Genomic DNA, 13,660 nt, shown 5'->3' with positions numbered 1-13,660 from the left:
GCTGTGATCCCATCCGCCCCACCCGTAAGCTGCTGGCGCAAGAGCGGAAGATCACACCATCCGCGTTACGGGAGCCACGGGGGTTGGCCCTGCGGCGAGTTGATTGGGAGAGAGCCTCATGGCCAAGGACCTTGATGTCACATATCAGGACATGCGTGACGCGGCCAAGCACGTGGTCAAGGAGAAGGACAAGCTCAACGAGAAGCTCGACGGGCTGAAGAAGTACATCAAGAACCTCGTCGAGACGGGCTTCGTCACCAAGAGCGCCTCCAAGGCGTTCGACGAGAACTTCGACGAGTTCGTCGAGGGCGCCAAGAAGACCATCGACGGTCTGGACGGCATGGGCGACTACCTGACGAACGCTGCCGACAAGTACGAGCAGATCGACGACGAGCTGGGCCGGGCCGCGAAGAAGTAGCCACGGCGTGGCCTCTTCGAGGGCGGGGGTGGCGGGAGGTCTCCGCCGCCCCCGCCCTCGGCGTTTCGCAGGCGGGAAGCCGAGAAGCCGAGGGGCCGCGGGAACGGCGGCGTGACAGAGGGCGTGACAGAGAGGAAGGCTCGTGGGGGAGTACACGAGGATCGACGACCTGAACGTCATCCGGGAGATGGGTGTCGGCCTCGGGAAGATCAAGGAAGCATTCGACGGTCTCGGAAAGCTGAAGGGCCAGTACGAGGACGATTTCGGCGAGCACGACCTCTCCTGGCAGTTCGGGGACTTCGTCGACAACTGGGACAGCCACCGCGAGGAACTCGGGGACGAGATCAAGGGCCTCGCCGATCTCGCGAAGGGCGCCGCCAAGACGTACGAAAAGATCGACAGTGAGCTCGCGAAGGTCCTGCGCGACTCCGACAAGAAGAAGAAGTCCTGATGGCGGGCGGACGCACCACGGACTGGCAGCCGCTGGCCGACCAGGACCCCGTCCCCGGCGACCCGGACCGCCTTGAACAGTTGGGCCGCAAGCTCCGCAGGACGGCGAACGAGCTCGAACGCCAGGTACGCCACCTCAAGGCGGCGTCCGAGGTGGACTCCTGGGACAGCGACGCGGGCAAAGAGTTCCGCGAAAAGGCGAAGAAGTGCCGCGGCCGTCTGGAAGCCGCGCACAAGCGCTACAAGACGGTGGCCGACGCGGTCGGCGACCGGGTCGTGGACCACGGATCCGACTACGAGTCGAACGCCTCGGCACAGCCCGGCAATTACGCCACGGAACTCCAGCGCGCCCAGCGCATCGCCGAGGTGGCCCGGCAGGAGGCCAAGGACGCGGAGACCGAGAAGAGCGCCGCGAAGAAGGGCCTGGACGGCCTCTCCAAAAAATCCGGCAAGGACGACGACGGCGGCAAGAGCCCCAAGGAGAAGCTCGAGGACCGGGAAGAGGCCGCGGGGAAGTCCCTTGAGGCGGCCCGGAACAAACTCCAGAAGGCCCAGAGCATCCGGGACGAGGCGGCGCGCAAGGCGCGGAACGCCATCGACGACGCCATCTCCGACGATGCGCTCAAGGATGGTTTCTGGGACGACTTCGCCGATGTCGTGGACGTCGTGGCGAACTGGACGGAGAACATCTCCAAGTGGGCCGGTATCGCCGCTCTGGCGGTCGGCTGGATTCCCGTCATCGGCCAGGGACTTGCGGGATTTCTGGGCGCCGTCTCCATGGTGGCCACCATCGTCAACATTGCCTGTACGGCGATCCAGGTCGGAATGGGTGACGCGGCATGGACCGATCTCGCCACGGCAGCGGTCGGGCTGCTGATGATGGGCGCGGGCAAGGCGATGTCCAAGGTCAGTGGGCGGTATGCCAAGGGCGTGCTGAGCCGTATGCGGGCGGCCAAGAGCGGCAAGCTGACCGGACGACAGTTCAAGCGTACCCGTCAGAAGTTCAACCGTGACGCAGGTTTCGTCAAGGGGATGGAGAAGGGTGACATCGGAAAGTCGATCCGGGAGCCTGTCACCGAACTCTTCAAGGGATCCACTTGGAAGGATGCCTTCAAGGGCGGCTACCGTGACATGGGCCGGGCGCTGAAGGACAGCGGCAACGGCAGCTACATGAAGGGCATCGGAAAGTCGTTCACCCTGGCGGATTCGTCCGCGGCGTCATCCCTCAACGAGGCCAAGCGGTTGGGCAAGGACCTTGGAGATGTCGGGTTCGATGTCAACAAGATGTCGCGCAAGGCGACGCAACTGAGCCTGGCCGGCAGTGGAGTCACCGCCGGCGGCCTATTCTTCGACGAGGTGTCGTGATGGAGCAGGAGCAACAGAATTCAGGCGGAAGTTCCCCCGGCCCTGATGACGATTTCGTCGTCGAATTCGACTTCGCCGGCGGCTGGCTCGGGCTCACGCTCGACGAGGGCACCCGGGCGGAAGCCCGACAGGTGGCCGCGGGTGTGGTGGAGCAGTTCGACCCGCTGCGCCTGAGTGTCGGCAAGGCGGCGCTCCAGCAGGAGCTGGAGGAGCACGCCCTGTCGGTCTTCGAGTCCAATCCGATCCTGGCCGCCGTCGCCTACACGGACAGCGGCGTGTTCCTGGCGGACATGGCGGTCCTCGCCTACGGAGAGGACGGGGTCACCAGGCCCTCCCCGGAGGAGTACCAGCACATGCTGCTGAAGTGGTCCTACGCCGAGGTGAAGGGTGACGCCCAGATCACCGAGGTCGAGCTGCCGATCGGCCCTGCGGTCCGGGTGCAGGCGGTACTGGCCGAGAAGCGGCGCTTCGGCTGGGGCAAGAAGCTCAGTGAGTCCGTTCGGTACTGGGTCTGGCCGACCGGCAACGAGGCGATCCTGCTGGTCGAGGCCAGATGGCTCAACTTCGAACGCACCGACGAGCTGACGGACCTCGTGGACCGCGTCATGCCCTCCCTGCGCCTCGTACCCGTCCCCGAGGAGCCCGGCCAGGACACCGCCCCCGAACCCCCCAGCGAGCTCTGAACACATGCCACTCCGTACCGAATGGGACACCCCGCCCAGCGACTACACGATCTTCGTGCCCGCGGGCTGGTTCCAGCTGCACCTCGACCCCGACGAGCGCGACCGCGGCATCGCCGCGCTGGCCGACCGCCAGTTCGAGGGCATCGACAACGCGCCCGTGCTCAAGGAACGCCTGATGCGGGACCTGCAGAAGCAGGCGAAGGCGGCCCACCGCGAGGGCGGCGTCGAGCTCTACATCTCGCTGCTGACCGTCGAGGGCCTCCCGCTGGCCTCCTCACTCCTCGTGAGCCTGCTCCCGGACGGCTGGCCCGGCTGCGCCACCGCGCACGACTTGGCCCACCGGCTCACGGAGACGGGCCGCCCCGCCGAGGTGCGCAAGCTCGACGCCGCGGGTGACGCCGTACGCACCGAGAAGACCGAGGCCGCCGACCCCGAGCGCCAGATGGGCAACACGCTGGCGACGACGACCGTGACGTACCACGTCCCCGTCCCCGTGAGCCGCCAGTGGCTGACCCTCACCTTCTCCACTCCCATGGAGGGCCTGGCGGCACAGATGGTGGAACTCTTCGACACGGTGGCCGGGACCTTGCACTGGGAGTAGCCGACGGCTGCGCGTCAGGTTCCCTACTGGCACTCCCGTGCCGAGGATTCACCGCGGAAGGACTGCACAAGCCAGGTGCCGTGCTCGGTCTTCCTGAGCGTGGCGGTGTTCTTGATGAAGTCCTTGGGGCTCGGCTTCGTCTTGCGTGCCTTGCCCGTCTCGATGTCCTTGGCGAATGCCTTGGAGCGGTCCTCGCAATAGGTGACGACCGCGCGGTCGTCGTCGTTCTCCTGCACCTTCCGGTCGTAATACCGGTAGAGCCCGGTGATGGTGCGCCCTTCGGTCTTCGCCTTCTTGATTTCCGAGGCGTAGAAGGCGCGGGCCTCACCGTCGTAATAACGCGTCAGATAGCGCGAATTGGGGTCCAGGTCCACATAGATCCGTTGCCGTGCCATCAGCGCTTCGGCCTGTTCCTTGAGGACCTGGTCCTTCGTCTTGTCGCCTGTTGTGACCGACTCGATTTCGACCTTCACGTCGGCCGGCAGACCGAAGTCCGGGACCTTGGCGGATGAGGTGGGCGAGGTGGGCGAGGCCTTGGGGCTCTTCGAGATCGAGTTCGTGTTCTGATCCGCTCCCTCGGCCTTGTCGCTCGAGTCGGAACTGCCGCTGCATGCCGTCAGGAGCAGGGCCGTGGTCGCGGCGAGCGCGGCAACGATGGGCATGGTGCGGCGTTTCACGGTCGGCTCCCGGTGGGGCGAGGGGTGGCTACAACAGACCGACGTTATCTGTGGGGTTGTTGATCCCGCCAGGGGTGATAGCGGGACAAGGCGGGCGAATCCAGCAGGCTGTCACCGGGTCGTGACTCGAATCGGCCGTATGGGATTCGTATGTGGCGCGTCAATTTCCCTGGCTTTCCGGGAAATTGGACGGGTCGTGAGAATTGCATGGTGATTCGCATCGGGGCGCCCATGGTCATTCGCGTCGGGGCGCGCATGAGGATTCGCGTGGTGCGAACCTCCGTCGAGGGTCCGCCAGGGGCGCACGGGGCTGGAGTGGTAGCTTCCTCTACAGGGGTGTAGTAGTCAGGATCCCCGGCGCGCGGCACCGGGGGAACGGGGGAGCGGGATGAGTGATCTGGCGGTCGACTACGCGGTGTTGAACCGCGTACGGCACAACCTCGACCACATCGCGGATCTGATGAAGCAGCCGGGCCGGGACATGGAGAAGGTCACCGGCGACGCGATGGGCGTGCCCGAACTCGCCCGGCGCATGGACGACTTCGGGGACGAGTGGTCGTACGGGATCAAGCGGCTGACGAAGTTCTCCGGGAAGGCGTCGGAGGCGCTGCTCAAGATCAAGGAGTCCTTCGAGAAGCTGGACGACGAGCTCGCCAAGGTCGGGGAGAAGGGCAAGAGCAAGGGCAAGGGGAGCGGTGAGTGACCATGGCTGAGGCTCGACTGGAGGACTTCCCGGCCCTGGGGTTCGTGCCCTGCCCCGGCGACCATGCGGTCGCCGACGACGTGGCGAAGAAGGTCGGCAAGACGGCGAAGGCGCTCGTCGAGATCTGCCATGTGCTGCACGGCACGGGCGTCGGCGACTGGAAGGGCAAGGCGGCGGAGGGCTTCCGGGAGAAGTTCGACGACGAGTTCCGCCCCAAGATGGACGAGGCCCGCGACTCCTTTCGCGACGCCGCCTCCGCCCTGACCGACTGGGCCGAGTACATGGAGCGCCAGCAGAAGGCCGCCGTGAAGCTGGAGGCCGAGGCGGCCGTGGTCAGCAAGGCGCTGAAGGACGCGTACGACAAGGCGGACGAGCTCAAGGACGCCGACAAGGCCGACAAGAAGGAGAAGGGCTCCAAGGGCTCCAAGGACCATGAGGACAAGGTCAAGGAGGCCAACCGGGCGGTGAACACCCAGGACATCGAACTGGAGGACCTCCGCCGCAAGGGCCGCAGGCTCAAGAACAACTACCAGGAGTACGGCAAGGAGATCGCCGACCGCCTGAAGTCCGCGATGGACATCGCGCCGAACGAGCCCGGCATGTGGGAGAAGCTCGGCGACGCCCTGGAAAGCCTCGGCAAGGCGCTGGCCGACCTGCCGGAACAGCTGAAGGACGTCCTCGCCGACATCGGCGAGTGGATCCAGAACCACGCGGACTGGATCACCGTCGCGGCCTCCGTCATCGGTGTCATCGCGATCTTCTGCCCGGTGCTCGCGCCGTTGGCCATCGGGCTGAGCGCGGTGGCGCTGCTCTCGCACGCCTCGGCCTATGGGCTGAGCGGCCTTTTCCCGCCCACGGGAAACAACGGCCAGAACCTGGGCAACTGGCTCACGCTCGGCGGCGACGCGCTGGGCATGCTGCCCGGCGTCGGCGCGGCGAAGGCGGGCGTCATGGCCGGGGTCAAGGCGGGGCGGGGTGCCGGGGGCGCCGTCGCGGGCGCCAAGGTCGGCATCAAGACGGCGGGTACGACCGCGAAGAACGTGATGAAGGGCGCGGACCCGGTCGCCAAGGTCATCGACAAGCCCATCATGGCGGCGGCCGGCAAGCTCGGCGTCTCCCGGGGTGTCGCCCTGACCGCCACGGAAGGCGTCCAGGCCGCGACCCAGCTCGCCTGGACGGCACCGACCGCGATCAATGCGTACGAGACGAGCAAGGGCCGGTACGACGCCGCGACCTGGGGCACCGGAGTGGCCAACATCGCCACGGGCACCGGCGGCGGCAAGTTCGGCGGCGCCGTGGCCATCGGCAGCGCGATCGGCCTCGGAGCATGGGAGTTGACGGGCTGATGGCTACTGCCGAAGTCGACGGGACCGTCGGCGCCGAGGCCGGTCCCGCCGCCCTCCCCGACGTCCCGGACCTCCCCGACTTCTGGTTCGAACTTCCCCCGGGTTTCACGGAGTTCGACCTGACGGAGGACCCCGAGGCGCGCATGCTCCGCATGGCCGAGGCGGTCGACCCGCTCTTCGCCGCCGCCACGCCGCTGCAGAAGTTCAGCATGGTCCTGTCCGGTGAGTACGCGCTCCAGACCATGATCGCGGCAGGTGCCGAGCACGTGTCGGCCTGTCTGCTGCGGATGCCTGACGGCGGGCTGTCCCAGGGCACGTTGAGCGTGCTCGTCGAGCGGCCGGAGACCGGCCCGGAGAACCAGGACAGGCAAGGGTCGGCCAGGCGCACTGCCGTGCAGTGGCACGAGCAGCACCCGGATGCCGAAGTCGCCCTGATCATGCTGCCGTACGGCCCCTCCGCCCTCTGCATACGCGATCAGGACCTGCAGCTGCCCGGCGTGCTCTTCGGCCTCGACGATCCCATTCCCACGACACTCCGGCAGGTACAGGTCTGCGTGCCGCTGAAAAGTGGCCCGGGGGCCGTGCTCTTCGTGTTCATGACCGAGCAGCTCGGCTACTGGGACGAGTACCTGAAGATCCTCGGTGACATCCTGAAATCGGTCTCGGCGGAACGGAGCGGCAGGCATGGATAGCGCCCGGCCGGCGGGCGAGAACCGGTCCCGGCGTACGCGGCACCCCGTCGCGCTGGCGATCGGCATCGGCTGCTGCGTGCTCGCCGTGGTCGTGGGGACCTACCTTCTGGGCACCTTCGACTCACGCCTCATGGTGCCCGTGTGGATCGCGTTCGGAGCGATGCTGATCGTCCCGCTGCGGAAGCTGGGGGCCAGGGAATCCAGCGTGGGTGCGGCGCTGTTCATCGTCGTCGCCGCACTGTTCGCCGGGTACGGCGCCGATCTCGCCCGTGACGACGTGACCCTTCAGGTACGAGGCGAGAAGGTCGCGGCCACGGTCGCGAAAGAGCGGCAGGAGGGCGTCGGCAAGAGCCGCCGTTCCTTCTACGTCCTGGAGAGGCGGGACGGCACACGCGTCCCGGGCCCCGAGATGGCGACGGGCTTCGAGGCGTACGAGGTCGGCCAGGCCCTCACGGTCCTCGTGGACCCGGAGGGCGAGCTTGAGCCCCGTACGCCGGGCGAAGCGGATGCCACGGGCGAGCTGCTCAGCTCGGGAGGGGCCCTCCTCGCCGCCCTCGGCTGTGTCGCCTGGATGACCTGGCGGGGCTCGGTCGCGGCGCGCCGCGAGGAGGACGCCGGGACCTCCCCCACGCAGGACGAGCAGGACGAGCAGGAACAGAAGCTCCGCGAGGCCCTGCGCACGTCCCCCACCGACCGCCGCGGCTACATCAAGGTCCCCCCGGAGGACTACCCCGCCGTCTCCCACCGGCGCGCCGCCCGCATCGCCTGGGAAATGGGCCTGCGCGCGGAGGCGACGGGGAACCGGGGGTCGTGGCGGTTCGGGGAGAGCGTGGTGGTGGAGGTTCCGCTCGACTGAGCCTCAGCGGTTGATCGACTGGATCTCCTCGACCGTGACGTCCTGCACCGCCTCGATCTTGCCGTCGGGCATGCCGAGGGGAGCGTTCTGGCCCGTGCCCGTCCAGGTGATCTCCCAGGTGAGGGAGGCCTTGAGGGGGAACGTGGCGCCTGCGGACGAGCGGCCGTAGACGATGCCGCAGGGCGGGGTCTCCTTGGCCTTGCCCTGCGCGTAGGGCTCGCCGATCCTGCCGTCGACGATGGGGCACTGGCCGTCCGCGGGGAGCGTGGTCGCGTCCTCGGTGCCGGGGTCGAGCGTGAGCGCCTTGGGCTTGGCGGTCGTCGTCGCCTCGAGATTGAAGCCGGGGATGTTGATGGCCGCCGTCGCCTTGACCTCGTCGAAGGCCGCCTTGTCGAGCCAGGCCCACGTCGGCAGCTTCACCTTGGTGTTGCCGTCGGGCGCGAGGGTGACCTTCGTCTTCGGCAGCTCCATGTGCTGGTAGGCGAGCGCCGCGAGGATCTCCGGGTCGATGGCTTCCTCGTGCTGGGGCGGCGGGGCATCGCCGTTCTTGACCCAGAAGGGGATGTCGCTGCACGAGCTCCGCTTGAGATCGTCCGGCTCTTCCGGGTTCTCGTAGGCGGCCCAGAACATCCCCTCGCCGTCCTTGTCGACGTTGTAGTCCTTGTAGCCGGGGGTGTCCGTCCAGCCGTAGTCGTCCTCGTAATGCCGTTGGAGCTCATTGATCGCCGCGCCCGCGTGCCCGGCCATTCCGGGTGCGCTCGCCGCCTCCTTGAGCTCCTTGGACATCTTCTTCTTGAATTGCTTGGCGCCGTACTTCGGGGCGTACCAGCAGGGCGGGGGCGTCCAGTTGACGTCGGAGGACGCGACGTTGCCGCTGCCGCTCTTGGTGACGGCTCCGGTGTACTGGACCTTCGCGGCGGCGTAGATGCCGTCGCCGGATTTGTCGCTGCCGCCCTGCTGTTCGGTCTCCCGGCCCTTGCCATTGCTGGTGGGCTCCGCGGCGTAGGCCGGTTCCGTGAGAGTGATGGCTCCGACGGCGAGCGTCAGGGCCGCCGCGCAGGCTCCGAGGGGCGCGAGCCGTGATCTGTTCACTGGCACTTCTTCGCCTCCGTCTCGACGAACACCTTGGACGCCTGCCACAGGCCCTTGCTCGTGGGGAACTTGACCATCACGATCTTGAAGTAGTCGTAGTCCTTGAGGCTGGGCTTGCTCTTCAGGACCTTTCCGGTCTTGACCTCTTTGCCGAAGAACTTGCTCGAGTCCGCACAGAAGGCGACCTCCACGGACTTGCCGTTCGGGGCGGACCGCGTGGTGGCCTGGTAGTGGCGCCGGGTGCCGGTGGCCGTCCAGCCGCCGTCGACCCTGCCGTTGATCTGCACCTTGGCGTAGTGCAGGCCTCCGCCGGTGGAGTACGCGGTCACGGCCGCCTCCTTGGCCGTGCGCTTGTCGACGCCCCGGTAAATGGCGCGGACATAGTTCGCCGCGTCACTCATCGCCGCCGCCTCGTTCTTGTCCTTCGGCGTGTCCCAGTCGAAGACCAGGTTCATGCTCTTCGGCAGCGATACGTCCACGCCGTCCGGCTCGTCCTCCGCCGGAGCGCCCGACGGGTTCGCGGACTTCTCCGGCTTCGCCGAGTCGCCGCCGTCGGCACCGGCGATCTTGTCCTTGTCCTTGGCGTCGCCGTCGCTCCCGCCGCATGCCGTCAGGAGCAGGGCAGCGGTCGCGGCGAGCGCGGCGGTGACGGGCATGGTGCGGCGGTTCACGGTCGGCTCCCGGTGGGGCGAGGGGTGTCTCCAGCGTGCCGAAGTTAACCGCGGGGTTCTGGGTTCCGCCAGGGTCGAAAGCGGGACAAGTCGCCTGATTTGAGCGGACTGTCACCGTGTCGTGACGAGGGGTCCACAAGGGGACGAGGGGCGTCCGTGGCGCAGCGATCTTCTCGCTGGCACCCGATGATAGTTTCCTCTACAGCGATGTAGTAGCTGAAGTGGAAGCGTTGAGCGTGCACGCGAGCCCGGCGAGCGCACAGCCGCGGAGGCCGAGATGAGTACCTTCCGATGGAGTCACCCGTGAGCTGGCCGCATGTGGACTACGACACCGATCTGTGGATGCAGATCCCGAACTCCTGGGCGGGCACCCCGTGGAAGGGCCCCAAGGAGTGGGGCCGCGATCTGGCCGGGGCGGCGTGGGACGACAGCGATCTGGAGCCGACCCGCAAGGACGTCAAGGCGCTGGCCGCGACGCTGCGCTCCTGCGCGGAGCGATTCCCGCTGAGCCACCCCGAGTTCGACGTCTACCTCCACCTGCCCGACCCGCGCCTGATGCCGCTCCCGGTGTACGTCGCCTCGATCGAGGCGGACGGCGACCGCGAGGAGAGCCTGCGGGCGCTGGTCACCACGGACGACCCGGGCCTCGTGGAGAAGCCGATCGTGGAGGACTTCACCACCGAGTCGCTCGGCACGGGCCTGCGCTCCCTGCGCTACACGCAGCTGGCGGAGGCGGACGGCGCCACGCTCGTCGCGGGCGTGCGGTACGCCTGGCGCCACGAGGCGTCCGCATGCGACGTCCTGGTCATCGTGGCCGCCCCCGACCCGCGACGGGTGCTGGGAGCCATGGACGACCTCGACGACTTCGTACGACGGATCGGCATGCCGGGACCTTCGTGAGCCGGACGCCAGGGAGCGCGGACGCTCAGGGCGTCCAGACGCTCAGGGAACGGGCCAGGTTCTCCAGGTCCTCCGCCGCCCGCATGACGTGCGCGATGTCCTCGGAGGCCGTCCAGATGACCACGTCCGCGCCGTGCTCCTCGACCTGCCACGCGTACCGCACGCAGGCCAGCAAATGCGGGGAGTCCTCCTGCGGGACGTAGCGGAACGTGGTCATGCCCTTGCCGAGGCTGTCGGACTTGAAGGGCTTGACGACCGGCGGCTCGACGGCGGTCGTGTCGTCCGCCTCGGTGAGGGCGCGGAGGGTCTTCTCACGGGGACCCGAGGCCGGGCCGATCGCCGCGCAGACGGGGAGCGGGACGTCGGCCGGGTGGTCGAGGTGGAGGAAGAGCCAGTGGTCGGAGCCGGGCGGGGCGAGGGCCTCGGCGGTGCGCCACAGGGTGCCTGCGACGAAGTCGACGCCGTTGGGGCCGGGGTCGAGATCGCTGTCCGTCCAGAGGTCCTCGGCGACCTCGCGGGCCCAGGTTCCTATGTCGTCCCACTCGGGGAAGGGCGCCGCGCGTCCGGCACGGGGCGGGACCATGACCCACGCGTCGTCGTCGACGTCCTCGATGTCGAGGATCGGCCAGAACAGTTCACTCATGCTCGACTCCAGCGGAAGTTCGCCATCACCGCGTCGAACCACTCGACGAGCGCTTCGGCCAGCTCGTCCCGCGGGTCCCCGCCGCCGACCGTCGAGAACGCGGCGACGAACCAGCGGTTCGGGTCGCCCGGCACGGACAGGATGTACTCGACGCGCCGCGAGCCGAGCTCGGCGCCCTTGGCCGGGGCGGCCTCGGCGACGTGCTCGCGCCGCACCGCCAGCGCTCCGTCGATGTCGCCCGAGCTCAGGTCGGCGTCCTCCACACCGTCCCGCGCCAGCAACTGCACGGCCACCTCGCTCGGTTCGGCCGGGGGCTGATCCGCCCCGGTGCGTCGCGGAAGGAGCGATTCGGAGACCAGGATCGAGGCCCCGAGGTTGAAGTCGCCCATGGGTTTCACCGGCAGGTAGAGGTCCAGGCCCTTGCCCTTCTGGGCCTCGGCGACGGACGCGCGGAAGCGGCGCTCCAGCTCGCGCTTGTACGGGCCGATCCGGTCCCGCGGGGCGTCGGCGGGGATGCGGGCGTAGGCCTCGTCCAGGATGCGCCGGACGGCGTCCTCCGTGCCGTGGCGCAGCGGGACCTGGGCCCATTCGGCGGGCAGGAGCATGCGGTAGCCGGTGGGCGGCAGCTCCACGGCGGAGTCGGCGGGGGCGGCGGAGTCGGCAGGGTCGGCGGGGCCGACGGAGCCGTCGGGCTCGGGAGAGCCTGCCGACAGGGGCTGGTCAGACGGCACTTGGTTGTTCCTTGCGGTTGAGGTGCCACATCCCGGCGAAACCGGCGAGGGACGCGGCGACGGCGATCCAGAGCACCCGGACGTCCTGGCCGATGGCGAAGGCCAGCGCGTAGCAGAAGTAGAAGGCGAGCGCGATCCTCAGGAACGAGCGCTCGTCCGCCAGCTTCCGCCAGTCCGCCGGGCGGCGCGCCAGCCAGATCAGCAGGCCCGGGGTGAGCGAGCACAGCGCCCACTCCCAGGTCGGCGACGGCAGCAGCTCCTCGTCGAAGAAGTCCTTGGTCGCGGGGGTGGCGAACATGCGGAGCAGGGCCAGCACGAAGATCCACCGGAAGGCGGCGACACCGATGGTCAGACGCCGGTCGCGCCGCTCGTCCCGGTCCTGCTGACTGCCCTCGCCCCGCTCTGTCTCCCGGGTCACCATCGCGACGTCCCCGGCACCGGCGTGGTCATCCGGTCCTTCATCCGGCTGTACTCGCCGCCCGAGACCGAGTCGCCGCTCTTGTCGGCGGCGTCGAGCCCGGTGCCGACCGCCCAGGACCCGCGGAGGGCGTCCTTCTGGCGCGCGGCCTCGCGGGCGTTGTCCGCCAGCTTGGTGTTGTCCGGGTAGGCGTCACGCCACTTGTTGATGTCCTTCACCTGCTTGCCGAGCTGGGCGTCGCCGAGGGCACCGGCCTTTTCCTGCGCGGTGATCTGGGGCATCTCGGCATCGCGCACCTCTTCGCCCGCCTTCTTGCCCGCCGTGCGGTTCTTCTGCTCCATCTTCAGGCGGCGCGCGCGGTTGCGCTGGCGGTCGCCGCCCGACCGGCCGGCCTTCTTCTTCTCGCCCTTGGCGGCGTTCTTGATGGCGTTCTTGCGGGTTGCCGCCGCGCCGGCCTCGGCGCCTTCCTTGGCCACTCCCGACGCCGCTTTGCGGGAGCTCTGCTGCAGCATCTTGATGGCCTTGGCGGCCTTCACGCCGTTGCGCGCCATTTTCAGCGCGCCGATGTCCATGACGACGTCGAACCAGGATCCGTTGCCTGTCGCCGCTTGTACCAAGTGGGCGACCGCGACGATGGCGGTCAGGACGAGCGCGATGACGCCGAGCGCGGGGAAGAACATGGCGGCGATGCCCACGATCGTGGCCGCCCAGCTCAGAATGTCGGCCCAGTCACCGATCCAGTCGGCGTCGGCGACCCAGGCCTTGAAGTCGTTCCACCAACTGTCTTCCATGTCGTCGTCGATGGACTTGCGGATCTTGCCCGCGTAATGGCTCGCGCGCTCGTCGTAGTCCCCGGCCGCGGAGTTCAGCCGCCCGCGGGCGTTCGACAGATCCTCCTTGGCCTTCTTCAGGGCGGGATCCTCGGAGTCTGAATCCTTGTCGTCCTTGTCGCCCTTCTTGTCCTTCTCGTCGCCGTCCTTGGCCTTCTTGTCGGAGTCGGGCTTGTTCTCGTGGGCGTCGATGATGCGCTGGGCGTCCTTGGCGTCGCCGAGCGCCTTGTCGGCCCGCTTCTGGAACCCTTCGAGATCCTCGGCCCAGCCGGAAAGGTGGCCCTTCACCTCGCGGTAGCGGTCCTCCGCCTCGTCGAGCTTGCGGCCCAGGGCGCGGGAGTCCTCGCCGAGCTTCTCCGCGTACTGCCCCTTGAGGTTGTCCGCGTCGGCCATCGCATTGAGCGCCGCGGCCTGCGTGCGCAGGTATTCGGCGATCGTCTTCATGTGCTTGACCTGCTCGCGCACCGTCACCGGATCGCCCGGTACGGGGTCGCTCTCGCGCAGTGGTTGCCAGTCCTTGGGCCGTGCCATTTCCTAATCCCCCGAATAACCCGAATATCCTGAATAACTCGAACAAGCCAGAA

General features: G+C 68.2%; 17 protein-coding genes. 10 read left to right on the top strand and 7 right to left on the bottom strand.

Features of this window, described 5'->3' with window-relative positions:
- The first annotated feature begins 118 nt into the window (after positions 1–118).
- From ABZV77_RS08615 to ABZV77_RS08595, 5 genes are all read left to right on the top strand, one after another.
- The gene (locus tag ABZV77_RS08615) at positions 119–418 is read left to right on the top strand and encodes a WXG100 family type VII secretion target (RefSeq protein WP_063792492.1); all 300 of its coding nucleotides are present in this window, start codon (positions 119–121) and stop codon (positions 416–418) included.
- Between the two features lie 142 nt (positions 419–560).
- Entirely contained in the window at positions 561–869 is a 309-nt protein-coding gene (locus tag ABZV77_RS08610; protein ID WP_356252010.1) for a hypothetical protein, read from the top strand.
- Positions 869–2,233 carry a hypothetical protein gene (locus tag ABZV77_RS08605; protein ID WP_356252007.1) on the top strand — a complete coding sequence of 455 codons (1,365 nt, stop codon included), beginning with the start codon at positions 869–871 and terminating at the stop codon, positions 2,231–2,233. The genes ABZV77_RS08610 and ABZV77_RS08605 overlap by 1 nt, the downstream gene beginning before the upstream one ends.
- Positions 2,233–2,916: a hypothetical protein gene (locus ABZV77_RS08600; RefSeq protein WP_356252004.1), complete on the top strand. Its 684-nt coding sequence runs from the start codon at positions 2,233–2,235 to the stop codon at positions 2,914–2,916. Before ABZV77_RS08605 ends, ABZV77_RS08600 begins: the two co-directional genes overlap by 1 nt.
- Positions 2,917–2,920: 4 nt before the next feature.
- Positions 2,921–3,517: a hypothetical protein gene (locus ABZV77_RS08595; protein ID WP_356252001.1), complete on the top strand. Its 597-nt coding sequence runs from the start codon at positions 2,921–2,923 to the stop codon at positions 3,515–3,517.
- Positions 3,518–3,540: 23 nt separating this feature from the next.
- On the opposite strand, the gene ABZV77_RS08590 is transcribed toward ABZV77_RS08595, so the two are convergent.
- Positions 3,541–4,194 carry a hypothetical protein gene (locus tag ABZV77_RS08590; protein ID WP_356251998.1) on the bottom strand — a complete coding sequence of 218 codons (654 nt, stop codon included), beginning with the start codon at positions 4,192–4,194 and terminating at the stop codon, positions 3,541–3,543.
- A 388-nt stretch (positions 4,195–4,582) separates the two neighbouring features.
- Between ABZV77_RS08590 and ABZV77_RS08585 the strand changes: the two genes are divergently transcribed.
- Genes ABZV77_RS08585 through ABZV77_RS08570 form a run of 4 tightly spaced genes read left to right on the top strand, consistent with a single transcriptional unit; the run spans position 4,583 to position 7,791 of the window.
- Complete coding sequence (locus ABZV77_RS08585) at positions 4,583–4,897, top strand: hypothetical protein (protein WP_356251996.1); 315 nt, start codon at positions 4,583–4,585, stop codon at positions 4,895–4,897.
- Between the two features lie 2 nt (positions 4,898–4,899).
- Positions 4,900–6,243: a putative T7SS-secreted protein gene (locus tag ABZV77_RS08580; protein WP_356251993.1), complete on the top strand. Its 1,344-nt coding sequence runs from the start codon at positions 4,900–4,902 to the stop codon at positions 6,241–6,243.
- Positions 6,243–6,935, top strand: a complete 693-nt coding sequence (locus tag ABZV77_RS08575) for a hypothetical protein (RefSeq protein WP_356251990.1) — start codon at positions 6,243–6,245, stop codon at positions 6,933–6,935. The genes ABZV77_RS08580 and ABZV77_RS08575 overlap by 1 nt, the downstream gene beginning before the upstream one ends.
- On the top strand, positions 6,928–7,791 hold the full coding sequence (locus tag ABZV77_RS08570) for a hypothetical protein (protein WP_356251987.1): 864 nt from the start codon (positions 6,928–6,930) through the stop codon (positions 7,789–7,791). Before ABZV77_RS08575 ends, ABZV77_RS08570 begins: the two co-directional genes overlap by 8 nt.
- 3 nt (positions 7,792–7,794) lie before the next feature.
- Here ABZV77_RS08570 and ABZV77_RS08565 read toward each other — a convergent pair whose 3' ends face one another.
- Together ABZV77_RS08565 and ABZV77_RS08560 are read right to left on the bottom strand one after the other, a co-directional pair.
- Entirely contained in the window at positions 7,795–8,889 is a 1,095-nt protein-coding gene (locus ABZV77_RS08565; RefSeq protein WP_356251984.1) for a hypothetical protein, read from the bottom strand.
- The gene (locus ABZV77_RS08560; RefSeq protein ID WP_356251981.1) at positions 8,880–9,554 is read right to left on the bottom strand and encodes a hypothetical protein; all 675 of its coding nucleotides are present in this window, start codon (positions 9,552–9,554) and stop codon (positions 8,880–8,882) included. Before ABZV77_RS08560 ends, ABZV77_RS08565 begins: the two co-directional genes overlap by 10 nt.
- A gap of 303 nt (positions 9,555–9,857) precedes the next feature.
- Between ABZV77_RS08560 and ABZV77_RS08555 the strand changes: the two genes are divergently transcribed.
- Complete coding sequence (locus ABZV77_RS08555; protein ID WP_356251978.1) at positions 9,858–10,454, top strand: hypothetical protein; 597 nt, start codon at positions 9,858–9,860, stop codon at positions 10,452–10,454.
- 25 nt (positions 10,455–10,479) lie between these two features.
- Here ABZV77_RS08555 and ABZV77_RS08550 read toward each other — a convergent pair whose 3' ends face one another.
- The 4 genes from ABZV77_RS08550 to ABZV77_RS08535 are packed head-to-tail and all read right to left on the bottom strand — an operon-like array spanning position 10,480 to position 13,607.
- Entirely contained in the window at positions 10,480–11,097 is a 618-nt protein-coding gene (locus ABZV77_RS08550; RefSeq protein ID WP_356251975.1) for a hypothetical protein, read from the bottom strand.
- Complete coding sequence (locus ABZV77_RS08545; RefSeq protein WP_356251972.1) at positions 11,094–11,828, bottom strand: hypothetical protein; 735 nt, start codon at positions 11,826–11,828, stop codon at positions 11,094–11,096. The genes ABZV77_RS08550 and ABZV77_RS08545 overlap by 4 nt, the downstream gene beginning before the upstream one ends.
- Positions 11,818–12,249, bottom strand: a complete 432-nt coding sequence (locus tag ABZV77_RS08540; protein WP_356251969.1) for a hypothetical protein — start codon at positions 12,247–12,249, stop codon at positions 11,818–11,820. The genes ABZV77_RS08545 and ABZV77_RS08540 overlap by 11 nt, the downstream gene beginning before the upstream one ends.
- Complete coding sequence (locus ABZV77_RS08535) at positions 12,243–13,607, bottom strand: DUF308 domain-containing protein (protein WP_356251966.1); 1,365 nt, start codon at positions 13,605–13,607, stop codon at positions 12,243–12,245. The genes ABZV77_RS08540 and ABZV77_RS08535 overlap by 7 nt, the downstream gene beginning before the upstream one ends.
- Positions 13,608–13,660: the final 53 nt, after the last annotated feature.

It is taken from the genome of Streptomyces sp. NPDC004732, from assembly GCF_040609235.1.
Lineage (GTDB): Bacteria > Actinomycetota > Actinomycetes > Streptomycetales > Streptomycetaceae > Streptomyces.
Note: the sequence above shows the minus strand (reverse complement) of the source record. Positions and strands in the feature narration are given on the sequence as shown.